The 26,308-nt window shown below is 62.2% G+C and carries 23 protein-coding genes and 1 tRNA gene; 11 read left to right on the top strand and 13 right to left on the bottom strand.

The window, feature by feature from the left end:
• Positions 1 to 43: 43 nt before the first annotated feature.
• From cobT to DFR48_RS09620, 3 genes are all read right to left on the bottom strand, one after another.
• Complete coding sequence (gene cobT / locus DFR48_RS09630) at positions 44 to 1,942, bottom strand: cobaltochelatase subunit CobT (RefSeq protein ID WP_114362931.1); 1,899 nt, start codon at positions 1,940 to 1,942, stop codon at positions 44 to 46.
• 15 nt (positions 1,943 to 1,957) lie between these two features.
• Positions 1,958 to 2,950 (bottom strand): cobaltochelatase subunit CobS, encoded by a 993-nt coding sequence (gene cobS / locus DFR48_RS09625; RefSeq protein WP_114363011.1) that lies wholly within the window; start codon positions 2,948 to 2,950, stop codon positions 1,958 to 1,960.
• 65 nt (positions 2,951 to 3,015) lie between these two features.
• A complete protein-coding gene (locus DFR48_RS09620; protein ID WP_112686743.1) occupies positions 3,016 to 3,642 on the bottom strand; it encodes a J domain-containing protein in 627 nt (208 codons plus the stop codon).
• A gap of 107 nt (positions 3,643 to 3,749) precedes the next feature.
• Between DFR48_RS09620 and DFR48_RS09615 the strand changes: the two genes are divergently transcribed.
• Positions 3,750 to 4,031 (top strand): BolA family protein, encoded by a 282-nt coding sequence (locus DFR48_RS09615; RefSeq protein ID WP_114362930.1) that lies wholly within the window; start codon positions 3,750 to 3,752, stop codon positions 4,029 to 4,031.
• Between the two features lie 121 nt (positions 4,032 to 4,152).
• Here DFR48_RS09615 and aroB read toward each other — a convergent pair whose 3' ends face one another.
• Together aroB and DFR48_RS09605 are read right to left on the bottom strand one after the other, a co-directional pair.
• Positions 4,153 to 5,280 carry a 3-dehydroquinate synthase gene (gene aroB, locus DFR48_RS09610; protein WP_170141837.1) on the bottom strand — a complete coding sequence of 376 codons (1,128 nt, stop codon included), beginning with the start codon at positions 5,278 to 5,280 and terminating at the stop codon, positions 4,153 to 4,155.
• Complete coding sequence (locus DFR48_RS09605) at positions 5,273 to 5,866, bottom strand: shikimate kinase (protein WP_114362928.1); 594 nt, start codon at positions 5,864 to 5,866, stop codon at positions 5,273 to 5,275. Before DFR48_RS09605 ends, aroB begins: the two co-directional genes overlap by 8 nt.
• Positions 5,867 to 6,016: 150 nt before the next feature.
• On the opposite strand from DFR48_RS09605, the gene DFR48_RS09600 reads away from it, so the two are divergent.
• The 5 genes from DFR48_RS09600 (at position 6,017) to DFR48_RS09580 (ending at position 9,758) form a co-directional block, all read left to right on the top strand.
• Entirely contained in the window at positions 6,017 to 6,169 is a 153-nt protein-coding gene (locus tag DFR48_RS09600) for a hypothetical protein (protein WP_114362927.1), read from the top strand.
• 29 nt (positions 6,170 to 6,198) lie between these two features.
• Positions 6,199 to 7,146 (top strand): site-specific tyrosine recombinase XerD, encoded by a 948-nt coding sequence (gene xerD / locus DFR48_RS09595; RefSeq protein WP_114362926.1) that lies wholly within the window; start codon positions 6,199 to 6,201, stop codon positions 7,144 to 7,146.
• Positions 7,147 to 7,207: 61 nt separating this feature from the next.
• Complete coding sequence (locus tag DFR48_RS09590; RefSeq protein ID WP_114362925.1) at positions 7,208 to 8,161, top strand: acetyl-CoA carboxylase carboxyltransferase subunit alpha; 954 nt, start codon at positions 7,208 to 7,210, stop codon at positions 8,159 to 8,161.
• Positions 8,162 to 8,322: 161 nt separating this feature from the next.
• On the top strand, positions 8,323 to 9,531 hold the full coding sequence (locus DFR48_RS09585; protein WP_114362924.1) for a L,D-transpeptidase family protein: 1,209 nt from the start codon (positions 8,323 to 8,325) through the stop codon (positions 9,529 to 9,531).
• Positions 9,528 to 9,758 carry a sulfurtransferase TusA family protein gene (locus DFR48_RS09580; RefSeq protein WP_114362923.1) on the top strand — a complete coding sequence of 77 codons (231 nt, stop codon included), beginning with the start codon at positions 9,528 to 9,530 and terminating at the stop codon, positions 9,756 to 9,758. The genes DFR48_RS09585 and DFR48_RS09580 overlap by 4 nt, the downstream gene beginning before the upstream one ends.
• A gap of 7 nt (positions 9,759 to 9,765) precedes the next feature.
• On the opposite strand, the gene DFR48_RS09575 is transcribed toward DFR48_RS09580, so the two are convergent.
• Together DFR48_RS09575 and DFR48_RS09570 are read right to left on the bottom strand one after the other, a co-directional pair.
• Entirely contained in the window at positions 9,766 to 10,911 is a 1,146-nt protein-coding gene (locus DFR48_RS09575) for a CobW family GTP-binding protein (protein ID WP_114362922.1), read from the bottom strand.
• Between the two features lie 17 nt (positions 10,912 to 10,928).
• Positions 10,929 to 11,981 carry a D-alanyl-D-alanine carboxypeptidase family protein gene (locus tag DFR48_RS09570; protein ID WP_114363010.1) on the bottom strand — a complete coding sequence of 351 codons (1,053 nt, stop codon included), beginning with the start codon at positions 11,979 to 11,981 and terminating at the stop codon, positions 10,929 to 10,931.
• Positions 11,982 to 12,195: 214 nt separating this feature from the next.
• Here DFR48_RS09570 and DFR48_RS09565 point away from each other — a divergent pair, with 214 nt between their 5' ends.
• Together DFR48_RS09565 and DFR48_RS09560 are read left to right on the top strand one after the other, a co-directional pair.
• Positions 12,196 to 13,356, top strand: coding sequence for a M20 aminoacylase family protein (locus DFR48_RS09565; RefSeq protein ID WP_114362921.1), 1,161 nt, complete (start codon positions 12,196 to 12,198; stop codon positions 13,354 to 13,356).
• A gap of 75 nt (positions 13,357 to 13,431) precedes the next feature.
• Positions 13,432 to 13,508: transfer RNA gene (locus DFR48_RS09560), tRNA-Arg, on the top strand.
• Positions 13,509 to 14,097: 589 nt separating this feature from the next.
• Here DFR48_RS09560 and DFR48_RS09555 read toward each other — a convergent pair.
• Positions 14,098 to 15,945, bottom strand: coding sequence for a heavy metal translocating P-type ATPase (locus DFR48_RS09555; protein WP_342634915.1), 1,848 nt, complete (start codon positions 15,943 to 15,945; stop codon positions 14,098 to 14,100).
• Positions 15,946 to 16,060: 115 nt separating this feature from the next.
• On the opposite strand from DFR48_RS09555, the gene dxr reads away from it, so the two are divergent.
• A complete protein-coding gene (gene dxr, locus DFR48_RS09550; protein ID WP_114362919.1) occupies positions 16,061 to 17,251 on the top strand; it encodes a 1-deoxy-D-xylulose-5-phosphate reductoisomerase in 1,191 nt (396 codons plus the stop codon).
• Positions 17,252 to 17,268: 17 nt separating this feature from the next.
• Here the strand turns inward: dxr and DFR48_RS09545 are convergent, their stop codons facing one another.
• From DFR48_RS09545 to DFR48_RS09525, 5 genes are all read right to left on the bottom strand, one after another.
• Positions 17,269 to 18,390 (bottom strand): serine hydrolase domain-containing protein, encoded by a 1,122-nt coding sequence (locus tag DFR48_RS09545; RefSeq protein ID WP_114362918.1) that lies wholly within the window; start codon positions 18,388 to 18,390, stop codon positions 17,269 to 17,271.
• Positions 18,391 to 18,465: 75 nt separating this feature from the next.
• Entirely contained in the window at positions 18,466 to 19,680 is a 1,215-nt protein-coding gene (gene hemA, locus DFR48_RS09540) for a 5-aminolevulinate synthase (protein WP_114362917.1), read from the bottom strand.
• A gap of 218 nt (positions 19,681 to 19,898) precedes the next feature.
• Positions 19,899 to 20,693, bottom strand: coding sequence for an FAD binding domain-containing protein (locus DFR48_RS09535; RefSeq protein WP_114362916.1), 795 nt, complete (start codon positions 20,691 to 20,693; stop codon positions 19,899 to 19,901).
• Positions 20,694 to 20,708: 15 nt separating this feature from the next.
• Positions 20,709 to 23,057 (bottom strand): xanthine dehydrogenase family protein molybdopterin-binding subunit, encoded by a 2,349-nt coding sequence (locus DFR48_RS09530; protein WP_114362915.1) that lies wholly within the window; start codon positions 23,055 to 23,057, stop codon positions 20,709 to 20,711.
• A gap of 79 nt (positions 23,058 to 23,136) precedes the next feature.
• Positions 23,137 to 23,625: a (2Fe-2S)-binding protein gene (locus tag DFR48_RS09525; RefSeq protein WP_114362914.1), complete on the bottom strand. Its 489-nt coding sequence runs from the start codon at positions 23,623 to 23,625 to the stop codon at positions 23,137 to 23,139.
• A gap of 311 nt (positions 23,626 to 23,936) precedes the next feature.
• On the opposite strand from DFR48_RS09525, the gene DFR48_RS09520 reads away from it, so the two are divergent.
• Together DFR48_RS09520 and DFR48_RS09515 are read left to right on the top strand one after the other, a co-directional pair.
• Positions 23,937 to 24,197 (top strand): YMGG-like glycine zipper-containing protein, encoded by a 261-nt coding sequence (locus DFR48_RS09520; protein ID WP_114362913.1) that lies wholly within the window; start codon positions 23,937 to 23,939, stop codon positions 24,195 to 24,197.
• Between the two features lie 157 nt (positions 24,198 to 24,354).
• Complete coding sequence (locus DFR48_RS09515; RefSeq protein WP_114362912.1) at positions 24,355 to 26,286, top strand: autotransporter assembly complex protein TamA; 1,932 nt, start codon at positions 24,355 to 24,357, stop codon at positions 26,284 to 26,286.
• The last annotated feature ends 22 nt before the right edge of the window (positions 26,287 to 26,308 follow it).

Here is a 26,308-nt window from a genome sequence, read left to right as displayed (position 1 = left end):
ACCGACAAAGAGGGCTGCACCGATCTGGACGAAGATGGAGGGGTTAGCCCGCACGGCGCAAGCGATCGCCCCGCGGCGCCCGTGCCTTGTCTTCGAAAAGCGCGGCGAGTTGTTCCGTCATCGCGCCCGCGAGCTCGTCTGCATCGACGATGGTGACGGCCCTGCTGTAGTAGCGGGTCACGTCGTGGCCGATGCCGATCGCGAGCAGCTCGACCGGCGAGCGGGTTTCAATCTGATCGATGACCGCGCGCAGATGCCGCTCCAGATAGTTGCCCGGGTTGACCGACAGCGTCGAGTCGTCGACGGGCGCGCCATCGGAGATCATCATGAGGATCTTTCGCTGTTCACGACGACCGAGCAAACGGCTATGCGCCCACATCAGCGCCTCGCCGTCGATATTCTCCTTGAGCAGGCCTTCGCGCATCATCAGACCCAGATTGCGACGCGAACGGCGCCACGGGGCATCCGCCGACTTGTAGACGATGTGTCGAAGATCGTTGAGGCGGCCCGGCGTCGGCGGCTTGCCGTTGGCGAGCCATTTCTCGCGGGACTGCCCGCCCTTCCAAGCCTTGGTCGTGAAACCCAGAATCTCGACCTTGACGCCGCAGCGTTCGAGTGTGCGCGCCAGGATATCGGCACAGGTCGCAGCCACGGTGATGGGACGTCCGCGCATTGAACCGGAATTGTCGATCACCAGCGTCACCACCGTGTCGCGGAACTGCGTATCGCGCTCCATCTTGAAGGAAAGCGGCTGCATGGGGTCGATCACCATGCGCGTCAGGCGAGCTGTGTCGAGATAGCCCTCCTCGAGATCGAAGTCCCAGGAGCGGTTTTGCTGCGCCATGAGGCGGCGTTGCAGGCGGTTCGCAAGGCGCCCGACCGCGCCCTGCAGATGCGCGAGCTGCTTGTCGAGAAAAGCACGCAGCCGATCGAGTTCCGCCTCGTCACAAAGCTCCTCGGCCGTGATGATTTCGTCGAATTCCGTCGTGTAGATCCGGTAGTCGACCTTCTCGTTGAAATCGTCGAACGGGCTCGCGGGACGACGCATTTCGCCGGGCGTTTCGGAATCGTCCTCGCCCTCGTCCATCATCTCGTCTTCGGAGATCTCGGCGCCGTCCATTTCGCCTTCTTCCATCTGCTCCTGGGAGGCTTCGCTCTCCTCCGCGGGCGCAGAGTCCTGGCCGGCTTCTTCTTCGGCGCTTTCCTGATCTTCCTCGTTGCTGCGCGGCTGGTCCTCGTCGGTCGTGTCTTCCTGTTCGCTTTCCTCGGACTCGTCGCCAAAGTCCTCAGCCATTTCCATAGCGCTCAGGATATGGCGCATGACCTTCGCGAAGGCCTGCTGATCGTTGATGGCGCCGCTCAGCCCTTCGAATTCGCTCGAAGCCTTTTCCTCGATGAAGGGACGCCAGAGATCGAGTACCTTGCCTGCACTTTCCGGCGGCTTCTCACCCGTCAGCTTTTCCCGCACCAGCATGGCCATCGCTTCGGAGAGCGGGGCATCCTCCTGCCGGCTGATCCCCGAGAAGTTCGCCTTGGCGTACTTCTCGGCATTCATCGTCTGAAGGTTCGCGGCCATGCCGCGCATCCGCAAGGCGCCGATCGATTCGACCCTGGCCTGTTCGACGGCATCGAAAACCGCACGCGCATCGACACCCTGCGGAGCCATCGTCGAATGGATCTTCTGGTCATGGCAGGCGAGCCTCAGCGCCATGGAATCGCCGAGGCCACGAGTCACCGCGAGCTCGTGCGCCGTCGGACGCTTGGAGAGTTCGGGCAGACGCACCCGCTCTCCGGCAAGCCCCGGGCGCTCGTTGGCGAAGACCACCTCGACTTCGCCGTCGCCGGCCACCGAGCGGACACACCCGGTGATCGCCCGGCGCAGCGGCTCCGTATCCGCCGCCGAACCTGACTTCGCCCTGATATTGTCGCCCGGTCCTGCCATCGTCAGAATGCTTCCTTACGCACCGAGAACGATATTCGCGGCGCTCTCCTTCAATTCGACCCCGAAGGCGCGCTGGTACTGTTCCGCGACCAGATTGCGCTCGAGTTCGTCGCACTTGTTGAGGAACGTGACGCGGAAGGCGAACGCGACGTCGCCGAAGATTTCCGCATTTTCCGCCCAGGTGATCACCGTACGCGGGCTCATGACGGTCGAAAGATCGCCGTTCATGAACGCCGAGCGGGTGAGATCGGCGAGCCGCACCATGCGCGATACGGTTTCGCGGCCTGCGTCGGTCGAGGCGAAGCTCTTCACCTTGGCAAGTACGATGTCGACTTCCTTCTCGTGCGGCAGGTAGTTCAGCGTGGTCACGATCGACCAGCGGTCCATCTGCGCCTGGTTGATCTGCTGGGTACCGTGGTAAAGACCGGTGGTATCGCCGAGACCGACGGTGTTGGCCGTCGCAAACAGACGGAACGCAGGATGCGGACGGATAACGCGGCTCTGGTCGAGGAGCGTCAGGCGGCCGGAGGATTCCAGGACTCGCTGGATCACGAACATCACGTCCGGACGACCGGCATCGTATTCGTCGAACACGAGAGCGACATTGTGCTGGTAAGCCCAGGGCAGAATGCCGTCCTTGAACTCCGTGACCTGCTTGCCGTCCTTCAGGACGATCGCATCCTTGCCGACCAGATCGATACGGCTGACGTGGCTGTCGAGGTTCACGCGGACGCAGGGCCAGTTGAGACGAGCCGCGACCTGCTCGATATGGGTCGATTTGCCTGTCCCGTGGAAGCCCGACACCATAACGCGCCGGTTGTGTGCGAAACCGGCGAGAATCGCGAGCGTGGTTTCGCGGTCGAACAGGTAGTCGGGATCGAGATCCGGCACGTAGGCGTCGCCGGTGCTGTACGCCGGGACACGGATGTCACTGTCAATTCCGAACACCTCCCGGACCGAAATGGTCGTGTCGGGAAGATTGGACACGTCAAGGTCAATTTTGCTCATCGTCTCTCCATGCCGGGCGGCGACGACCGGCTGCATATAGAATGCGTATTTCGTAGCGTTTTCGACTAACAGAAGCCAGACTGCTTTAGCAGTTGATACGCTTGGATAACAGCGCGAAAACGGTCTTCCGAGCCCCTATCGCCGCCATTTGCATCCGGGTGATGCTTTTTCACAAGCTCCTTGTAGCGACTCTTGATCTCGCTCGCAGACGAGGTCCCCGGAAGGCCCAAGGTATCGAGCGCCTTGGCTTCGAGACTCTTGAGTTTCCGCGCCTGCGGCTGGAAGCGCGCACCCGCACCGCGCGACTGTCCGACGAAACCGAAGGGATCCTTGATGCGCGAATGTGTTCCGGCCGTACCGGAACGCAACGTCGAATGCAGCGGGCTGTTCCGCGCCGCCTTGTTGACACCCACGGTCCAGGTCGGGCGATGGCCGGTGATCGCCTCCTTCTGGTAGCGGGCGATCTCGGTGTCGGACAGCCCGGAGAAGTAATTGTAGCCCTTGTTGTATTCCTTCACATGCTCAAAGCAGAAGAGGAAAAACTGCCCCTCGGCGTTCCGTCCAACCGGTGCGCGATGAGCACCGGGCTTGTCGCAGCCGTCCCACTGGCACGTCGGCGTGGCAGGACCGGCATCCTGCTCCTTCTTGCGACGGGTGCGGATGCGATCGAAGTATTTTGAGTCGAGGTTCATCATCGAATTATGGGGTCCCGCTTGCTTCACGGCAAGAATTGACAAATCAGAATGTTCTTGGCTTTGTGAGGGCTTTTCGCTCCCGCAGCAAAGTCGGAGATCCCAGCATGTCGGTCCGTTCAGCCATCGAAGCCAAGCTCGTCGACGCCTTTCACCCGGAGCGCCTGGCGGTCCTCGACGAAAGCATGCAGCACGCCGGGCATCAGCCCGACATGACCGGATCCGGAGAGACGCATATGCGCATCCGTATCGTGGCCGACGCATTCTCCGGCATGAGCCGCGTCGCACGGCACAGGGCGATTACCGATCTCCTCAAGCCGGAGTTCGACGCCGGTCTCCATGCCCTTGCGATCGAAGCTGCGGCTCCCGGCGAAGAGACACGCTGGTAGACCGTCACTCCATCATCCATTGTTCCGTAGAACCGGGCTCCACGGCAGACCATCAGGCCACCGTGAAGCGGTCGCGCGACGAACACGGACGCTGCGAGAAGGCCACAGTCGGGGGAGGCCGTCAGCCCGGACGTTTTTCCTGAAGGAAGCTGAAGACTTCCGAGGCTGCGACGTCGTCAGCGACGAACGACTGGCCGATACCATGGGTCAGGATGAAAGTGAGCTTGCCGCCCTTGACCTTTTTGTCCTGGGCGATTGCCTGCATCAATATATCGGTCGGCGGAAGCTCTCCTTCAATATCCCCCATTGTCGTCGGGAGACCGACAGCCTTGAGATGAGCCGCCACCCGCTCGGCATCGTCCGGGCTCGCGAGGTTGAGGCGCGAGGAAAACTGATGCGCCAGCACCATACCGATCGCGACACCTTCGCCGTGGACAAGACGGCGGCTGTCGTAGCCTGTGGCCGCTTCGAGTGCATGACCGAACGTATGGCCGAGATTGAGCAGCGCACGGCGACCGAGTTCGCGCTCGTCGGCGGCCACCACCTCGGCTTTTGCTCGACAGCTTGTGGCGATTGCCTCGGCACGAGCCTCACCACCGGAGAAGACATCTTTCCAGTTCCGTTCGAGCCACTCGAAGAAGTCCGGCTTGTCGATCAGGCCATACTTCACAACCTCCGCATAGCCAGCCCGGAATTCTCGCTTGCTCAGACTGTTGAGAACCGCCGTGTCCGCAAGCACGAGATCCGGCTGGTAGAACACGCCGACGAGGTTCTTGCCATGACGCGTATTGATACCCGTCTTGCCGCCGACGGAGGAATCCACCTGCGCGAGGAGAGAGGTCGGAACCTGTACGAAGCGGACACCACGGCGAACGATGCCCGCGGCGAAACCGGTCAGGTCGCCGATGACGCCACCGCCGAGCGCGATAACCGCATCGTTGCGCTCGATGCGGGCCTCTAGGAGGAGGTCGCAGACCCGCATCAGGTGCTCGAAGCTCTTGGTCTTCTCGCCCGCCGGCAGGCTCAGCGATACGGCCTCGATGCCGTCGGTCTGGAGGCTATCCATCAACGCGTCCAGATAAAGGGGACCGACGTGCTCATCGGTGATGATCGCAGCCTTGCGCCCCTTGATGCGGGTGGATATCTCGCCGCCCGCCCGTGCGATCAGACCGCTCCCGATCAGGATGTCATACGACCGATCGCCAAGCGGGACATGAACGAGGCGTTCCGAACTCTCAACTTCACTCATATTTATGGCCTTTGGTACAGAATTCGACGATCGCCTCGAGCACCTCGTCGACGATGATTTCCTTGCGCTCGTCCCGCGACTGCACGGCGATGTCGGCGAGGGAATAGATAGGGTAGCGCTGGTTCATGAGATTCTCGAGCGTCTGCTTCGGATTCTCGGTCTTGAGCAGGGGACGATGGTCGCGCTTGTTGACCCGTTCCCAAAGCACGTCCAGATCGGCTTTCAGCCACAGCGAAATCCCGCCCCGCTCGATCTGCTTGCGCGTCTTTTCGTTGATGAAGGCGCCGCCGCCGGTCGATATCACCCGCGGACCTGTTCTCAGCAGCCGCTTGATGACCCGCGTCTCAAGCTCGCGGAACTCGCCTTCGCCGTAGGCCGCGAAAAGCTCGCTGATGGTCATCCGCGATACCCGTTCGATTTCCGCATCCGTGTCAACGAAAGGCAGGCCGAGTTGCGAGGCCGTCATGCGGCCGATCGCCGACTTTCCGGCCCCCATCAGTCCGACGAAGACCAGATTTCTACGCCCGAGCGCCGCGCGGGCACGTGTACTCAGCGACGGGGCAACGGTTGGGGTCAAATCGGTCATCGGCCTGTTCGCGTCTCTTTTGAGAACGGTATTGACAAATGCGGGCCGAGCGTCAAGCCACGGAGGCCGAAAGAGGCACCTTCTGCGGGCTTGCAACGACTGCAAGCCCTCTTCATATAGGAAGAGCGCTCGCGGACGAAGGATGATCCGATGCCGACCCTGTTTCGTTTCCTGTTCTTCTGCGCGACAATCGCGGCCATGATCTACGGAACAATGTACGCGCTCGTCCTGTTCGTGGAGCCGAAGGAGCGGGAGATCACGGTCCGGATTCCCTCCGAGCGGGTCAACCCGCCCCAAGAATAGGCCGAGCCGAGGCAAGCAGGAAACTCCCCGTGTCCGATCTCAGCAAAGCACGCATCGAGGCGTTTCTGGAAATGATGAGTGCGGAACGGGGCGCCGCGGGGAACACGCTTGCCTCGTACGAACACGACCTTGAGGATCTCTGGTCTTTTCTTGCACCGCGCAAGATAAGTGTCGTGGAGGCAAAATCCGCCGACCTCGCCGCCTATCTCGCAGATCTCGCGAAGCGTGGCTTCATGGAAACCTCGCAGGCGCGCCGTCTGTCGGCGATGCGCCAGTTCTACAAATTCCTCTACGCCGAGGGCATCCGCACCGACGACCCGACGTCGATCCTCGATGCGCCGAAGAAGGCGCGCCCACTTCCGAAGACACTGTCCGTCGCAGACGTCGAAAGACTGCTGTCCCTCGCTCAGCAGGAGAGCGAAGCCGAGGGAGCCGACAAGCTCTCGAAACTGCGAATGTTGGCTCTGCTCGAACTTCTGTATGCGACGGGAATGCGGGTCAGCGAGCTTGTCGCCCTGCCGGCCAAGGTTCTCGCACAGGAGGGGCGTTTCCTCGTGATCCGCGGAAAGGGAGCCAAGGAACGGCTCGTTCCCTTGTCGCGAAGCGCGATCGCCGCAGTCCGGGCCTATGGCGAGGAGCTGGCGCGCACGACCAAGGAAACGAAGGAGAAAGCCCTCTGGCTGTTTCCGGCGGCGAGCAAGGAGGGATACCTGCCGCGCCAGGTCTTCGCGCGCGACTTGAAGGGTCTCGCAGCCCGCGCCGGCCTCAGCGCCGCCGCCATCTCCCCCCACGTGCTGCGCCACGCCTTCGCGAGTCATCTTCTCGCCAACGGCGCAGACCTCCGCGTGGTGCAGGAGTTGCTCGGCCATTCGGACATTTCGACCACCCAAATCTACACGCATGTGCTCGATGAACGCCTGCAGCAGCTCGTTCAGACGCATCACCCTCTTGCCAAAGTGGCGAAAAACCACGATTAGGACCGGCAACGCCGGTGCCACGCGCCCTTGAAGCAAGCGCATAACGATCGGAAAGCGTTTCATGCACAACTATCTCGATTTCGAAAAGCCTATCTCCGACCTGGAAGGCAAGATCCACGAGCTGAAGAAACTCGCGGAAGAAGATGAGAGCATCGACACGTCGGAGGAGATCGCGCGGCTAGAGGTTCGCGTCCGTGAAGCGATGGAGGAGATCTACTCCAAGCTCAATGCCTGGCAGAAGACGCAGGTAGCCCGTCATCCGCAACGTCCTCACTTCGTCGATTACGCAGCGAGGCTCTTCACCGAATTTACGCCACTCGCCGGCGACCGGAAGTTCGCCGAGGATGCGGCGATCCAGGCCGGCTTCGCGCGGTTTCGCGGCGCGCCTGTCGCCGTGATCGGCCAGGAGAAGGGCAACGACACCAAATCGCGCCTGAAGCACAATTTCGGCAGCGCCCGCCCGGAAGGTTATCGCAAGGCGATCCGCATCATGGAAATGGCCGACCGCTTCGGCCTGCCCGTGGTGACGCTTATCGATACCGCCGGCGCCTATCCCGGCATCGGTGCCGAAGAACGCGGCCAGGCAGAAGCGATCGCCCGTTCCACCGAAACCTGTCTCAACCTGCGGGTCCCGATCGTCTCGGTGGTGGTCGGCGAGGGCGGCTCCGGCGGCGCCATTGCCATCGCCACCGGCAATCGCGTCTATATGCTCGAGCATTCCATCTACTCGGTCATCTCTCCGGAAGGAGCTGCCTCCATTCTCTGGCGTGACTCGACCAGGGCCAAGGAAGCCGCGACGAATATGAAGATCACTGCCGAGGACCTGAAGGCCATGAGCGTGATCGACGGCATTATTCCGGAGCCGATCGGCGGCGCACATCGCGACGCGGACGCAGTCATCGACCGCACAGGCGATGTCATAGCCTCCGCCCTGACTGATCTCGGCCGCCTGTCGGGCGACCGGCTACGGCAGGAACGCCGGCAGAAATTCCTCGATATCGGTCGTTCGCTTTGAGCAGACCCTCGGGCAGCCATAATCCTGCTTTGTTTGAGTGCTAGTCGCCGGCACGGCGGGCGACGCGATGATGGTTTACAGTTTGTGAAGGTTGCGATCGTATATTAGGCGAGCGCGCGATAATCGGCGACGTCACCCCTTTTTCGAGATGAGAATCCCGAATGCGTTTGAAACCAACCGCTCTTCTGATGATTGCCCTCACGATCGGGCTTGCAGGCTGCAACGATACGCTGGACAGCGTCGTCGACCCCTCCACCGTCAAGAACAAGGTCGAGTACCAGCTGCCTTCGCGCGTCCGCGACGAGATGAAGGCAAAGGGCATGGAGCGGAATTCGCCGATCGCCATGCGCATCTTCAAGGAAGAGGGTGTGCTGGAAATCTGGAAGGCGAAGACGAACAACCGTTTCGACAAGATCGCGGAATACCAGATATGCGCCTGGTCTGGGCGCCTCGGCCCGAAGGTCAAGGAAGGCGACCGCCAGGCGCCTGAGGGCTTCTATCCGCTTTCGCCTTATCACCTGAACCCGAATTCGAAGTACTTCCTTGCGATCAACACGGGATACCCGAACCGCTACGATCAGGCGAACGGCCGCAACGGCTCCAACCTGATGATTCACGGTGCGTGTTCGTCCTCGGGCTGCTACTCGATGACGGATGCGCAGATCCTTGAAATCTATGCCTTTGCCCGCGATGCATTCAAGGGTGGCCAACAGACGGTTCAATTGCAGGCTTTCCCGTTCCGCATGACCGCCGACAACATGGCGCGCCATCAGCACAGCCCGCACTACGAATTCTGGAAGATGCTGAAGGTCGGCTACGACAACTTCGAAGTCACCAAGCGTCCGCCCGAGATCGGCGTCTGCGACAGAAAATACGTCTTCAACCAACAGGTCGAGGAAGGCAAGACTCTGAACGCCGCGGCCGCCTGCCCGCCGATGACGACGCCCCCTGCCCTGCAGGTGGCGCTTGCATCTTACAATGCGCAGTACGAGCGCGACTTCGCGAAGGCCTCCAAGAAGTATGACGGCAAGATCTGGTACGACCCGAGCGAGGCCGAACGCAAGGCTCTCGTCGCCGAGATGCGCAAGGGTCACGACCTCGCCTATGCGCCGACGGGCTCCGCGCTCAAGGCCGGGAAGCTTCTGAAGATCGAGGAATTCGAAAAGCTCGTCGCGGAGAAGGACACCGCGGCAAAGCCGGTCGCCGCACCCGCGAAAACCGCCACGTCCGCTCAGCCTTCGGCGAAAGTGGCCGAGGTTGCGCAAACGGCGAGCGTACCGGTGCCCCAGTCAAACCCGCTTGCTCCGGCGCCTGTGGCTCTGGCTGCCGAGGGGCCCAGGAAGCCGTTCTGGAAGTTCTGGCAGAAGTGAGTGGCCCCGAAGCGATCTACGACCTCAGGGGACTGAAGTGCCCTTTGCCGGTTCTGAAGACACGGCGGCGACTTTCTACCATGGAACGCGGTGCGGAACTGTGGATCGAAACCACCGATCCGCTCGCAGCGATCGACATCCCTCACTTCTGTAGCGAAAACGGGCACGTCCTGCTCGCGAGCGAGAAGCACGAAGCCAGCCACCGCTTTCACATCCGCAAGGGCTGAGGCCATATCACAGGCGCATGCCGGGAATGGCGAGCGGATTGTCCTCCAGCGCGGCACGGTCCGGCCGGTCGACTTGCGGTTTGCCCGTGAACGCGTCGAAGAGCTCCCGCACATAAGCTTCCGGCAGGTCCTTGGCAATCACGACCAGCCGCGTGCGCCGATCGCTCGGATCGGGCCAGGCGGGCAACCGGTAGGGCGGGTGGAAGATGGCTTGCACACCATGCAGCACCAACGGCTGTTCCGGGCGATCGGTCACTCGCACGATCGCCTTCATTCGCAGGAGCTTCTCGCCGTGGGTCGACCGCAGGAGATCGACAAACATCTCGAGCGACGCCGGGTCGATGGGTCCGTCATGGACGATCGAATAGGATCGGATCTCCTCGCCGTGCCGGTTCACGTCGTGATGATGCGCATCGTGGTTATGATGGTGATCATGCCCGTGTTCATGATGGTGCCCATGCGCGTGGTCGGGTTCGGCTGTCTCGTCCCTGAGCCAGCGATCGACATCCGGAATTTTGGTCGCCGGATCATAGAGGCCGTTCGCAAAAATCGCTGCGGTTCCGGCCTCGTCATGGTCGCCGTCAGCGATCGGCGCCCGTGGATTGAGCGTCGCAAGACGGACCAGCAATTCAGGCAGGCTCTCCGGGTCCGCGAGCGACGCCTTGGAGAGGACCAGCCTGTCAGCCACCGCGACCTGCCGGACGGCCTCAGGGAAGTTGTCGAGTGTCGAAAGACCGTTCACGGCGTCTACGACCGTGACCACGCCTTCGAGATCGAAGTAACTGGCGATCACGGGGTGCCCCATCACCGACTGCATGACGGGAGCGGGGTCGGCCAGGCCCGTGGTCTCGATCACGACACGCGACACCTGTTTGATCTTGCCCGTCTGCATGCCGTCGACCAGGGCCGCCAAAGTGTCGACGAGCTCGCCGCGCACGGTGCAGCAGAGGCAACCGTCGGCAAGTTCTATGATCGCATCGTTCGAGGACTCGACCAGCATGTGATCGATGCCGACCTCGCCGAACTCGTTGATGATGACGGCCGCATCCCGCATCGCCGAATCCTTGAGAATACGGTTGAGCAGTGTCGATTTGCCCGCACCGAGAAAGCCCGTCAGGATGGAAACGGGAATGCGTTCGTTTATGGAAGGCATGTCGGGACCCCTCGGGATCAGAAATTAGGCCTCGGGATGGGGATCGGTACGTTTGCGATGGTGTTGCTCGCAGACGCCGGCTGAGCTGAGACTTCTCCGCCGGGCAGGAGGCCTGCAAACACCGCGCGCGGCGGCCGATCCATCTCCCTTATATAGGGAGAGAAGAGTTTCATGCGACCTTCTTCATCGCGTCCCTCGCTGCGCTCCTTGCGCGCGGTCTGGGAGCAGATGTCGCCGCTGATGTCGGTCACCTGGTCACGCCCCTCACCGTACGGCGCAAGCGTCGCAAGCGTAACGCCCGCACTCAAGCGGGTTGTCAGCGCCTTCTGGAGAAGTTCGGCCGACATGTCGGCACGCGCACCGAGGCTCTCCGCACCGAGCACCACCGAGATGACTGTCCGGCCGTTCCGTGTGGCGGAGGAAACCTGATTGAAGCCCGACGCGCAGATGAAGCCCGTCTTCATGCCGTCGGCACCATCGAAACGGCCGATGAGCAGATTGTAGTTTGGATAGGTGCGTTTGCCGGTGGTGACCCCCTCCAGCGAGAAGTAACCGGCATATTCGGGAAACTCCCGGCGAATTGCGACGGCGAGCACGGCGAGATCGCGCGCGGTCGTGTACTGTCCCTCTCCGGGAAGCCCGTTCGGATTGATGAAATGCGAGGAGTTCATGCCGAGACGGGCGGCATCGGCGTTCATCTGGGCGACGAAATTGTCGAGCGAGCCGCCGACGGTCTCGGCGACCGCCACGGCGATGTCGTTCGCGGATTTCACCAGGAGCAGCTTCAATGCACTGTCGAGTGTCAGCTGCGCCCCCGGCTTGAAATACATCTTGCTCGCCGGCTGGTCGGCGGCCTTCTTGCTCATCGTGACGATGCTCTCGACCGAAATCCGGCCAGACTTCACCGCTCGAAACGTTGTGTAGGCGGTCATCAGCTTCGTCAGCGACGCGGGATACCACTTGCGAAAGGCGTCCTCGTGTTCGATCACGCGCCCGGAGTTGACCTCGACGACGATCCTCGGATTGGCCGCGGAGAGGGTTGGCAAGGCGGTCAGAGCAAGGCCCAGCATGACGGCCAGGAAGCGCCCCCGGCGCGTTTCGAACAGAAAAGACGTCTGCGTCGTCTGCACGATGAAATTCCTCGAATATCTGGAAGCTTCAGAGCCTGCGGTATTTAACCTATCTCGCCCACCAATGGCAAAGCCCATTGAATAGGTCAATCAGGAGGGGCACATTCCCCGAAACGAATCGAAAGCCTCCAGCACTGCCGGACAGGGAAATCAGATGCCGATCTTGAACCGCGTCGCCGAGCTCCAACACGAAGTTAGTGAATGGCGCCGCCATCTCCACACGAATCCGGAAATTCTCTACGATGTCGAGGAGACCGCGGCTTTCGTCGAGCAGAAACTGCGGGAGTTCGGCGTCGACGAGATCGTGACCGGAATCGGACGTACCGGCGTCGTCGGCGTGATCCGCGGCCAGGGGAGCGGACGCGCAATCGGCTTGCGCGCTGATATGGACGCCTTACCGATCCAGGAGCTCAGCGGCAAGGCCTGGTCTTCCAAGACGCCCGGAAAGATGCATGCCTGCGGCCATGACGGTCATACCGCGATGCTGCTGGGGGCAGCCAAGCACCTTGCCGAAACGCGCAATTTCCGCGGCTCGGTCATCGTGATCTTCCAGCCTGCCGAGGAAGGCGGCGCCGGCGCGCTCGCCATGGTTCAGGACGGCCTGATGGAACGTTTCGGCATCGAGGAAGTCTACGGCATGCACAACATGCCCGGTATGCCCGTCGGCACCTTCGCCATCCGCAAGGGCGGCATCATGGCGGCACCGGACAAGTTCACGATTACGGTGAAGGGCCGCGGCGGCCACGCCGCCGAGCCGCACCACACGATCGATCCGATCGCGATCGGCGCACAGATCGTAGGCAACCTTCAGCTCATAGCGTCCCGCAACGCCAATCCGCTTCGTTCTGTCGTGGTGTCGGTGACGCGCTTCCAGGCCGGGACAACCCATAACATCATTCCCGAAGAAGCGATGCTCGGAGGTACCGTGCGCTCGCTCGACGAAGCGGTCCGCGACCTTGCCGAAAATCGCATCCGCGAGGTGGCAAAAGGTGTGGCCGCCGCCCATGGCGCAGACGTCATCGTCGATTATGAGCGAGCCTGTCCGGTGACGGTCAACCACCCCGACGAGACCATGCACGCGGCACGCGCTGCAATCGACATCGTCGGCGGCCAGAATGTCGACACGGAGGTCGACCCCTCAATGGCGGGGGAGGATTTCGCCTTCATGCTGCAGGCGCGGCCGGGCGCCTACATCATGATCGGGAACGGTAAGACCGCAGGCCTCCACCATCCCGCCTACGACTTCAACGACGAGGCGATCGCCTACGGCGTGTCCTACTGGGTACGTCTCGCCGAACAGCGACTCACTGAGTGATTGCGGCCAAGGCCACCTGTCGCCTGGAAAAACGCTTGGCTTCCCGGCACTCGTTTTGTATGGATGCAGCCCAGTGGTCCCGTAGCTCAGCAGGATAGAGCACCAGATTCCTAATCTGGGGGTCGCGCGTTCGAATCGCGCCGGGATCACCATATTTCTCAGACCTTCGTCAGCATCGGCGTTCCCCGCATTCCCGTCGCGTTCTCGACTTCATGTTGCATCTACGTTCTTGGCGGCGCGATTCTTCACACGCAGCTCGGCGCCGAGGCGGATCATTTCGAGCGTCTGCGGCTATAGTGGGTCATCGTCTGGATGCTTTTGTGGTTGGCTTGGTGCCTTCTCGCACAGCTCGACAGGGATGTTTCAAGAGCCGGACTCTATGCAGATGAGGCGCGGCTGGTCGCCTTTCTGCGGACGAGGGAGAAGGAAGGTAAATGACGAAGTACCGGGCGATCTCCTCGCCCGGTCCCCGAATGTCAGGCCAGCTTCTATGCGGCCGTGTTCACTGCGCTTTCGGCGAGTTTCGTCAGCCCTCGTCGGTCTTCGCTTCCTCGGTGAACGTCTGCTCGAGCAGTCTCACCGCGTCCCTGTAGCCGAATTTCTCGGCCCGTGAACGAAGCTCTCGTACCCGCTGATCTCGTAGTTCTCAACCGCCTACACGGCCCCGCCAACAATCCCGCGTCCAGCGCCGACGCGGCCTTGAGTTTCCGGCAGCGGTAAAGCGATTGTTGATCAGCAGCCTCAGGGCCGCGCAAGAGCCCGGAGAGCGTTCAAAATGACGGCAACGTCGATAACCTCCTGCAAGATCGCCCCTTCGACGGGCGGCAGGTAGCCGAAGGCCGCAAAACCCATTGCCGCAAACGAGAGCCCGATCCCCACGGCGACGCTTTGTAGCGCGATCATGCGGGCGCGGCGGGCGAGAGAGACTGCGATCGCCAGCGGGCCGAGATCGTCGACCAACAGCACGACATCGGCGGCTTCGGAGGAAGCTGCTGCGCCCCGGGCGCCCATGGCGACGCCGACGTCCGCTGCAGCAAGCGCGGGCGCGTCGTTCACCCCGTCGCCGATCATCATCACGGGCGCTCGTTCGCGCTCCCTGACCACGATGTCCACCTTGTCGTTCGGCGCCAGGTCCCCGTGCGCCGTGTCGATGCCCAGCCTGGTGCCGACCGCCCGGACGACGTCCGCCCGATCGCCAGACGCCAGGACGAAACGAGAGACATCGGCGTTGCGAAATGCCGCGATCGTCTCCAAGGCATCGCCCCGCACCTGATCCGACAACAGAATGATCCCGGCTACCGCCCCGTCCATGCTGACGGCGACAACGGCCGATCCGGGCGGAATGCTCTCGCCAAGGTCGTACGGGTCCCCGGTTCTGGAGTGCTCCTTGACGAAATTGCTGCCACCGACCACCAGTCGGCGCCCGTCGACCGTGCCTGCGATGCCGCTGCCCGGCGTTTCGGTGACATCCGTCGGCTTGCTGAGTGCGAGCCCCCGCGCCTTGGCCGCGGCAACAAGACTCTCGGCACTGGCGTGATTGGATGCCTGGTCGAGCGAGGCGGCAAGCCGGAGCATTTCACTCGCCTCGACACCGTTCACGGTGCGGATATCGACGACGCCTGCCCTCCCGGTGGTCATCGTTCCGGTCTTGTCCAGGATCGCGGTTCTGACGCGAGCAAGGGTTTCCAGCGCTCCTCCGCTCTTGATCAGAACGCCGATCGAAGCGGCACGCGACATGCCTGAGATGATCGCGACGGGCACCGCAAGGATCAACGGACAGGGCGTGGCAACAACCAGGACGGAAAGCGCACGGAGCCGATCGCCGGTAAGCCACCAGGCCGCGCCTGCTATGATGACAGTCGCCATCAGGAACCACAACGCATAGCGATCGGCGAGCCGCACCATCGGCGCTTTGCTTTCCTGTGCGCTCTTCACGAGCCGGACAATGCCCGCATAGGTGCTCTCGGCAGCAGGCAGGGTGGTGATCAGGTCGAAGGCCGCACCGCAGCCGACGCAACCGCTCGGCACCTGATCGCCCTCGAAGAACCGGACCGGCATGGATTCCCCGGTGAGCGCCGACATGTCGATATCCGCCGCGGGAGCAGCAAGAACGCCGTCGACGGGGATCACCTCCCCACGCCTGATGAGAACGCGGTCACCGGGTACGAGACGCTCGATCGGGACCTCTTCCAACTTGTCACCACAATAGCACATGGCAGTGCGAGCGACCCGGCCCAGCAGTGCCGTCATCTCGCGACGTGCCCGCCCCTCTGCAAAGTTCTCGAGCTGCTGCCCACCCGCATACATGAGTGCCACAATGTTGGCGGCCAGCGGCTCGTCGAAGGCAAGTGCGGCGGACATCGAAAGCGCGGCAACCACATCGAGCCCGAACTGCCGCTGCATAAGCGAGCGCACGATCTCCACCAGGAGCACCACGAGAACGACCGATCCCCCGGCAAACCAGAATTGTGCCGAGAGCGAAGCGGCGCCAGACCACTGCGCGAAAGCGCCACCGGCCAGTGTCAGCAGGGCGAGGATAGCGAGGAGAGGTCTGCCATTCTTCTCAAGAAATCGCGACAGCGCGCTCACGTCTTCCTCACTGCATCGTTGAGCGCCGGCCTGTTGCACCCGAGAGCTAAAGCTTGCTGGCGCGCACATTCCCTTGTAGACGCATTTGCAAGGGAAGCAATCTCCGGAATTTGGAATGATCATGAGAACCGAGGTGCCGCGCCGTCTGACCATTCTCGGTTCGACCGGCTCGATCGGCACAAACACGCTCGACGTCGTCCGCCAACTGGGAGGCCGCGACGCTTTCGAGATCATGGCGCTCACCGGGAATGGCAATATCGAGCTTCTGGCGGAACAGGCCCGGAAATTCGGCGCACGTCTCGCAGTGACGGCCGACGAGAACCGTTACGCAGCCCTGAAGGACGCGCTGTCCGGCAGCGGCATCGCAGTCGCGGCCGGCGTGAGCGGCCTCGACGAGGCAGCAGGGCTCGATGCCGACTGGGTGATGGCGGCGATCGTCGGGACTGCCGGTCTTGCGCCGACTCTCCGCGCGGCTCGCCGTGGCGCCAATATCGCGCTTGCCAACAAGGAATGCCTCGTCTCCGCCGGCGAGCTCTTCCTCGACGCCGTCAGCAGTGGTGGCGGGCTGCTGATCCCCGTCGACAGCGAGCATAGCGCCATCTTCCAGTGCCTCGACAAGAGCCAGCGGCATGCGCTGGAGAGGATCATCCTGACTGCGTCCGGCGGACCGTTCCGCGCCTGCACCCGCGAAGAGATGGCGGGCGTGACGCTGCAAGCGGCGCGCTCTCATCCGAACTGGTCGATGGGTCTGAAGATCTCCGTCGGCAGCGCGACGATGTTCAACAAAGCCTTCGAGATGATCGAAGCCAAGCATCTGTTCGGTGTCCGTCCCGACCAGATCGAGGTCGTCGTTCATCCGCAGTCCGTTATACATTCGATGGTGGGCTACGTTGACGGCTCGGTCATTGCACAGCTCGGCGTACCCGACATGCGCACCGCCATCGGATATGCCCTTTCCTACCCTGTCCGATCTGCGCTCGACGTCGAGCGGCTCGATTTTGCCAAGCTCGCACGGCTCGACTTCGAAGCGCCGGATGAGACACGCTTTCCGGCGCTCCGCCTCGCCCGAACGGCGCTCGAACGCGGCGGTCTTCAGGGCGCCGTCCTGAACGGCGCGGAAGAGGCCGCCTTCGCCGCCTTCGTCGCCGAGCGGATCGGATTCCTCGACATGGCGGACGTCGTCGAGGCGGTCATGGACCAGTTGGCGGGCCTTGGGTCCGCCGGCGAGATCGCCGACGTCGTGCAGGCCGACGCGGAAGCGAGGCGGCGTGCCCGCGACGTGGTCAGCAAAATGGCAGCGGCCTGACGTCTTCTCGAAGGACTTCAGGCCTCCACGTATATGGCCCTTCTGATCCGTTCCGGGTAAAGCCCCATGCAGCCCTCGAGCGCGGTGTTCGTCAGGTTGACGACCGTGAGCTTGCGTGCCGGATCGATGAACCAGGTGCCGCCATAGACGCCGCCCCAGCGGATCGCACCGGCCGGCAGGCAGGTGCCCGCCAGTGCCGGGTCGGAGATGATCCCTCCCAGGTATCCGAAACGCATTCCCGGATCGCCCGCGACATCGCCAATCTGGTTTGAAAGAGCGGCCGCCGCAGTCTCCGGTGATACGATCGGGCTGCCTCCCTGACGAAACGCCTCGAGCAGCGTCAGAATGTCGCCTGCCGTGCCGGCCATCCCCGCGCCCCCGGACTGGAACGCCTTCTGATTGAATATCCGGCCAGGGGAAAAAGGCGCTCGCCACTCCGCCCCTTCTGCAGGAACCCAGGGGTCAGGCATTCGGACCGGCCGCTCCATCCCGTCCGCATAGGCGATCGACAGGCGCTTCGGATCGGTCACATGAAAACGGGCATCGTCCATCCGCAGCGGACCGGTGACATGGTGGATGGCGGCTGCCTCCAGTGTATCGCCGTGAACGGCGGCTATGAAGGCGCCGAGAATGTCGGTGGCATGGGAATAGGCCCAGCGGCCGCCGGGCTCAAAGGCGAGCGGCACGGCGTTGCAACGGCTGAAATTTTCCTCGAGCGTCAGATCCGTATTGGAGAGGCCGAGGCTCACCGCTCGCTCCGGCGGAAGGCTTTCCAGCGCCGCATCGTAGACGAGCCCCGAGGTGTGGGTCAGCAGATGATGGACCGTGATGCGCGGCTCGCGCCCGTCCGCAGTCCTCGGGCGAAACCATGGCAGAAAATCCGAAACGGCATCGTCCGTGCGAAACGATCCCGCCTCGATCATCGCCAGGGCCGTCGCTGCAACGATCGGCTTGGTCACCGATGCATAGCGGAAGATGGTGTCGAGGCTGACCGGGATTTGCGCTTCGCGGTCGGCATATCCTGCAGCCTTGCGAAGAAGTGGTGCTCCATCCTGGTAGACGAGGACGACCGCGCCAACAACCTGCTCTTCACTTATGGCCTCATCGACCGCCCGGCCGACACGCTCGGCAATACCCATAACCTGTAGTCTCCAAACGAAAAATGCGGATCATGTGACATGATCCGCATCGAAATGGAAACGACAACTGGTCGGTCAGGCGACGGCGCGGGCGAGAGCGCAACGCGACCAGAGCTGGTGCAGGGCGCCGACGAGTTTTTCCAGATCATCGTCGGAATGCAGCGGCGTCGGGGTGATGCGCAGGCGCTCGGTCTTCTTGGGCACCGTGGGATAGTTGATCGGCTGCACATAGATGCCGAAGTTGTCGAGCAGGAGGTCGGAGATCCATTTGCACTTGGCCGCGTCACCCACGATGACCGGCACGATATGGCTCGGGTTGACCATGTGCGGGATACCGCGGGCATCAAGCATGGAACGCAGGCGCCGGACACGCTCCTGATGGGCGAAACGCTCGATCTGGCTGGTCTTCAGATGGCGGATCGATGCGACCGCGCCGGCCGCGAGCGCCGGTGGCAGCGCCGTGGTGAAAATGAAACCAGAGGCGAAGGAGCGGACGAAGTCGCAAAGTGCGGCAGAGGCCGCAATGTAACCACCCATCACACCGAAAGCCTTGCCGAGCGTACCTTCGATGACCGTCAGACGGTGCATAAGGCCTTCCCGCTCCGCGATGCCGCCGCCGCGCGCGCCATACATGCCGACAGCGTGGACCTCGTCCAGATAGGTCATCGCGCCATACTTGTCGGCAATGTCGCAGATCTCCTTGATGGGGGCGATGTCGCCGTCCATCGAATACACGGATTCGAAGGCAATGAGCTTGGGGGCGTTCGGATCAGCCGCGGCGAGCTTCGCCTCGAGGTCCTTCACGTCATTGTGCTTCCAGATGACACGCTCGCATTTGGCATAACGGATGCCTTCGATCATCGAAGCGTGGTTGAGCGCGTCGGAAAAAATGATGAGACCAGGGATCTTTTGGCCGAGGGTGCCGAGAGTCGCCCAGTTCGAGATATAGCCGGACGTGAAGATCAGCGCCGATTCCTTGCCGTGCAGGTCGGCAAGCTCGTGCTCGAGGAGGACGTGGTAGTGGTTGGTGCCGGAAATATTCCGCGTGCCTCCCGCACCCGCGCCACAGTGATCGATGGCCTCTTTCATGGCTTCGATCACCGTCGGGTTCTGTCCCATGCCGAGATAGTCGTTGGAGCACCAGACGGTGACTTCCTGCTCACCCTGCTCCGTGTAGCGGGTGGCTCGCGGGAAATTGCCCCTCTGTCTTTCAAGATCGGCAAAGATGCGGTACCGGCCTTCTTCATGCAGGCCCGCCAATTCGCTCTTGAAAAACGCTTCGAAGTCCATCGCCAAGCTCCAGTATGTCCTCATCCCTTTTGGGATCGTCGGGGCGTGCGGTCAACCCCGGCATTGTAAATTCGTTCTAAACTGCGACAAAAGGCTCCGGCCCTTACGTCCCTTCAGAACACACTGCTACGCGATCGTGGCGCCCTCAGATTTGATCTACGTCAAGCAACAAAAGGAAAGGGCGGCCACCGCCGCCCTTTCGTCGATCTATCGCCGTCTCAACACGCGGTGACTGCGCGCTTGGCCATGACACGAATAAGGTTTGCCCGGTACTCGGCACTACAGTGCATGTCCGACATGAGGTCGTCCGTGTCGACCGCCACGTTGGAGACCGCTTCCGGAGCCCAGTTGGCCGACAAGGCCGCTTCCATTCCCTCGTGACGAAAGACGCCGTTCGAGCCGGCCCCCGTCACAGCGACCCGAACGCCACCGTCCCCCTTGGAGACGAAGACGCCCGTCATCGCGAAGCGGGACGCCGGGTTGGAGAACTTCACGTAAGCGGCTTTTTCCGCTGCCCGGAAACGCAGCGCGGTGATGACCTCACCGTTCTCGAGGGCGGTTTCGAACAGCCCTCGGAAGAAGTCATCTGCGGCGATTTCGCGACGGTCCGTCACGATGGTCGCACCGAGCCCCAGCATGGCGGCCGGATAGTCCGCCGCCGGATCGTTGTTGGCGATCGAACCGCCAATGGTGCCGAGGTGCCGCACATGCGGATCGCCGATCATTCCGGCCAGGTTGCAGATCGCCGGACAGACTGATCGCAGGAGGTCGGACGAGGCGACCTCCGCGTGCGTGACGCCGGCTCCGATCGTCATATCGCGTCCGTCGACACGGATGCCCTTGAGCGAGGGAACGTGGCGAAGGTCGATCAGGTCGCTCGGCTGCGCGAGCCTCTGTTTCATGGTGGCGACCAATGTCTGGCCACCTGCCACATACTTGCCGTCCTCTGTTGCGGCAATAAGCCTGCCCGCCTCCTCGACCGAGGAGGCGCGATGGTAATTCGTTGCGTACATGGTCTCCGTCCCCCTTTAGATCTGAGCCTGCATGGCGCGCCAGACAGCCTGCGGCGTGGCCGGCATGTTCAGGCGATTGTTGCCGATCGCATCGGTGATGGCGTTGATGAGCGCCGGCGGCGAACCGATAGCCCCGGCCTCCCCGCATCCCTTGATGCCGAGCGGGTTGCCCGGACAGGGCGTGCACTGATGCGAGACGTTGAAGGATGGCAGGTCGTCCGCTCGCGGCATGGCGTAGTCCATGAAGCTTGCGGTCAGCAACTGGCCCGTTGCGGGATCGTATTCGACGTTTTCGAGCAGCGCCTGACCGATGCCCTGCGCGATGCCGCCGTGCACCTGGCCTTCGACGATCATGGGATTGATGATGTTGCCGAAATCGTCGGCTGCGACGAACTGGATGATGGTCGTCTTGCCGGTCTCTGGATCGACCTCCACCTCACAGATGTAGCAGCCGGCCGGGAAGGTGAAGTTCGACGGGTCATAGAAGGCGCTTTCCTTCAGGCCCGGTTCCATGCCGGCAGGCAGATTGTGCGCGGTGTAGGCGGCAAGCGCCACCTGGAACCAGGGTAGCGACTTGTCGGTACCAGCGACTTTCAGTTCGCCGTTCTCGACGACGATGTCGCTCTCATCCGCCTCCATAAGGTGAGCGGCGATCTTCTTGGCCTTCGCCTCGACCTTGTCGAGCGCCTTGACGATGGCCGACATGCCGACCGCCCCCGACCGGGACCCGTATGTGCCCATACCCATCTGCACCTTGTCGGTATCGCCGTGAACGATCGATATGCTGTCGATCGAAACCCCGAGACGATCCGCAACGAGCTGGGCGAAGGTGGTTTCATGACCCTGGCCGTGGCTGTGCGACCCCGTCAGCACCTCGATCGTGCCGACCGCGTTCACCCTGACTTCCGCCGATTCCCAGAGACCGACGCCGGCACCGAGCGAACCGACGGCCTGTGACGGGGCGATACCGCACGCCTCGATATAGCAGCTCATACCGATTCCGCGCTTCATGCCCCGGTGCTCGGCCTCCGCGCGGCGCGCAGGGAAACCACTCCAGTCTGCGGCAGCCATTGCCGCCTCCAGCGACGCTTCATAGTCACCAGCGTCGTAGGTCATGATGACCGGCGTCTGGTAGGGGAAGCTGCGGATGAAGTTCTTCCGGCGGAGTTCCGCGGGAGAGAGACCGAGTTCCCTCGCTGCGGTCTCCACTGTCCGCTCGAGCAGGTAGGTCGCTTCAGGACGTCCGGCTCCGCGGTAGGCATCAACCGGCACCGTGTTGGTGTAGACGGTCCGGACATTGCAGTGGATGGCAGGAATTGCGTACTGACCGGAAAGCAGGGTCGCGTAGAGATAGGTCGGCACCGAGGACGAGAAGAGCGACATATAGGCGCCGAGATTGGCAATCGTGTCCACCTTCAGGCCGGTGATGTGGTTGTCCTTGTCGAAGGCCATCTTGACCTTCGACACATGGTCGCGGCCGTGGGCGTCCGTCATGAAGGCTTCCGAACGGTCGGCCGTCCACTTGACCGGAACTCCGGTCTTCTTGGAGGCCCAGAGACAGACGATTTCCTCGGGGTAAATATAGATCTTCGATCCGAAGCCACCACCGACATCGGGCGCAATGACCCTCAGCTTGTTCTCCGGCGCCACGTTATAGAACGCGCTCATGACGAGGCGGGCCACGTGCGGGTTCTGGCTGGTCGTGTAGCAGGTGTAGTGATCCTCGGCCGCATCATAGATTCCGAGTGCCGCGCGCGGCTCCATTGCGTTGGGAGAAAGGCGGTTGTTGCGGATCTCGATTTCCGTGACGTGAGCGGCCTCCGCAATCGCCTTGTCGGCCGCCGAGCTGTCGCCGATCTCCCAGTCGAAGATCAGGTTGCCGGACGCTTCCGGATGAATTTGCGGTGCCCCTTCGCGGAGTGCACTGACGGCGTCCGTGACGATCGGCAGTTCCTCGTAGTCGACGACCACGGCTTCGGCGGCGTCACGCGCCTCGGCAACCGAATCTGCAATAACCACCGCAACCGCATCGCCGACATAACGCACCGTGTCATGGGCGAGCGGACGCCACGCACCCATCTTCATGGGCGAGCCGTCCTTGGAATGGATCATCCAGCCACAGATCAGGTTGCCGATCCCGTCGGCCAGCAACTGCTTGCCGTCGAGGACGTCGATCACCCCCGGCATTGCCTTGGCGGCGCTCGTGTCCATGCCCGTGACGCGGGCATGCGCATAGGGCGAGCGCACGAAATAGGCATACTTCATGCCCGGGACGACCATGTCGTCCGTGTAGCGGCCCTTGCCCGTCAGAAATCGCTTGTCTTCCTTGCGCGCGACGCGCGCGCCAATTCCTTCAACACCCATGATATCCTCCCGATGGCATTTCGGCGGCCCGACAGCTGCAGACGACGATCAGCGGCAAGCGGCCGGCAAGTCGACGTTTCTACTCGGCAGCCTGGCGGCCGGCATGCATCTCGGCATTGGCGGCAAGGACGGCTTTGACGATATTGTGGTACCCGGTGCAGCGACAGATGTTGCCTTCGAGTTCATGGCGAACAGTCGCCTCGTCGAGCGCGCCGCCATGGCGACTGATCATGTCGACGGCAGTCATCACCATGCCCGGCGTACAGAAGCCGCATTGCAGACCGTGATGCTCCTTGAACGCCGCCTGCACCGGATGCAGTTCGCCGTTGGCGGAGAGCCCCTCGATTGTCGTGATCTCCGAACCAGACGCCTGGACAGCAAGGATGGAGCAGCTCTTGATGGACTTGCCGTCCATATGCACCACGCACGCGCCACATTGCGTGGTGTCGCATCCGACGTGGGTGCCCGTCAGCCCCAGCTTTTCCCTGATGAATTGGACGAGAAGCGTGCGATCGTCACAATCGCCGCTGACTGTGCGGCCGTTCACCGACAGCGTTACTTTAGCCATATTGTTCCTCCTCGTGTCTCTCCAGGACACCCGAGTCATCATTTGTCTTTTTCCAGAGCGGATCAACTGGTACTTCGAGGGGGAACGGCATTTTTATTTGCCGCAACGCAGCAACCGAACAGCTTTACTGTGTCCCTGCGAACACTGCGACAACGGTACGTGATCACGGAGATTTGAATTCAATGGACTTTCCCATTTTGAAGGCTATTCTTTGTGCCGCGATCGCAAGGACGGATTGATATCTGCCGGCGGATACGCGAGTGATGCAGTGACCGGTCATCCGGAATGCGTAAAACCATTGGAGAAAAGTCATGAAAAAGGCTCTTGTGCTTGTACTGATCGGCCTTTCGGTCGCTGGTTGCACACAGACCGAGAAGGGCGCCACCATCGGCGCCGCCTCGGGCGCAATCATCGGCGGCGCGATTACGGGTGACGTCCGCGGCGCAGCCGTCGGTGCGGCCATCGGCGGCGTATCAGGTGCGGTCATTGGCGCGGCCACTGAACCCGGCAAGTGCTACTACCGCGACCGCTACGGCCGTCGTTACGTCGATTACTGCCCGCGCGGCTACTGATCGCTTCCGCCGAGGCGGTGAAGTCCCGGCAAACAAGCCGGGACTTTTTTCTTTTCTAGGGTGTCCTGAAGCGATATCCCTTCCGCAGTCTGAATCTGAAGTTGCTGTTTAGCGAAGCGGAAACGTCTCTCGGATAGGATGACCCGACATACCAACGTTGCGTACACCGATCGGATCGACATTGCCGAACTTGAGTTCTGCGTTTCGGGAGGCCGGGAGCGCCTTGACGGTCGCAGCAACGGTTTTGTTTTGCCTCGGCTCGGCTAGTGACGCCTACGCCTTCAAGATTTTCGGAATCACGCTGTTCGGGGACGACAAGGCTGATGCCGATATCGTTGATCCACTGCGCTACAGCGTCAATCTGGACACCGACGGCTCGGACCGGGAGCTCGCCCGCGCCATCGAACGCAGTTCGCTTCTCGTCAATCAGGTGGACAACCCGGTCTCCGGCGACCTCGGACTTGTCATCAAGGCACGCGACGATCGCGACAGACTGATAGCCACACTGTACGAACGCGCCCGTTACGGAGGGGTCGTCACCATCACGATCGGCGGCCGCAACATCGACGATCTGCCACCGAACCCGAAATTCGACCGGTCAGGTCCGGTGCCTGTCACCCTTCGCGTCGACCCCGGCCCGGTTTTCACACTCGGCGACATCCGCCTCCAAGGAGATGCGGCACGTCTCGACCTCGGCCGCTACGAGCTGCGTCCCGGTGGCGATGCCGGATCGCTCGTGATCATCAAGGCCGCCCGGCAGATCGTCGACGACCTCAAGACGGAGGGGCGTCCGCTTGCGCGCCTTACGGAGCAGCAGGTCGTCGCAGATCACAAGTCGCAGACGGTCGATGTGGTGCTCGGCGCCGAAAGCGGCCCCATCGCACCGATCGGACCAGTCACCATCTCGGGCGAAAAGGCCGTCGATCCAGACTTCATCCGACGGTATTCGCGGCTCAACCAGGGAAAGCCCTATACTCCTGAGGACATCCGAAAGGCGTCGGAGCGGCTGCGCAAGCTTGGCGTCTTTTCGAGCGTGACGATCAAGGAATCGGAAACACTTGCTCCGGATGGCTCGCTGCCACTCGGCATCACCGTCTCCGAAGGCAAGCACCGCTATTTCGGCTTCGGCGCATCGATTTCCACGATCGACGGTGCCGGACTGCAGGGATACTGGGGCCACCGCAATCTGTTCGGGCAGGCAGAATCTCTGAGGATCGAGGGGTCTGTCGGTGGTCTCGGCAATTGGAACGGGATCGAGAACCTCGATTACACCGCCGGCATCTCGTTCGTGAAGCCCGGCGCCTTCGTACCTTCCGGCACACTCGACGCCAGCATCAAGGGTTCGACAATCACGACGGAATCCTATGACGCCAGATCGGTGGTTGCGCGCCTGGGCTACTCCTACGAACTCAGCGACAAGGACACTCTGTCCGCCGCGGCGACGCTGAGCTTCGACGACATCGACGACGCGTTCGGCAACAATCGCTATGTCACGTTTGCAGTGCCGGTCGACTACGTCCGCGATACCCGCGACAACACCCTCAATCCGACAGAGGGATATCGCGCCACGCTCTCCGCAGCACCGAGCTACGAGATTCTCGAAGGGACGATCTTCTCGTCTTTTGAGGGCTCGATTTCCGGCTACCGCGGCTTCGGTGAAGACGATCGTCTCGTCCTTGCCGGCAAGCTCGCGGCCGGAACACTGATCGGCGGCGACGGCCTCGCCAGCATGCCGGCAACGCGCCGCTTCTATGCCGGAGGCGGCGGCTCGGTTCGCGGCTACGCCTACCAGGAGATATCGCCCTATAACGGCAGCGGCGATGCGACCGGCGGGCGGTCCTACGTCACCGGCTCTGTCGAGGCACGCCTCAACGTCACCGATACGATCGGCGTCGTGCCGTTCCTCGATTTCGGTACCGTATCCACTGAGCTCTATCCCGATTTCTCCGATGTCCGCCTCGGGGCCGGCATCGGACTACGATACAATACAGCCTTCGGGCCGATCCGGCTCGACGTCGCCCTGCCGCTCGATCGCTATGATGGCGGCAGCCGTTACGGCATCTATGCCGGGATCGGACAGAGCTTCTGACGCCGCCTACCGCCACATCGAA

Origin of the sequence: Ciceribacter lividus, assembly GCF_003337715.1 — a bacterium.
GTDB classification, from domain to species: Bacteria; Pseudomonadota; Alphaproteobacteria; order Rhizobiales; family Rhizobiaceae; genus Allorhizobium; species Allorhizobium lividum.
This window is presented reverse-complemented; position numbering and strand designations above follow the sequence as displayed.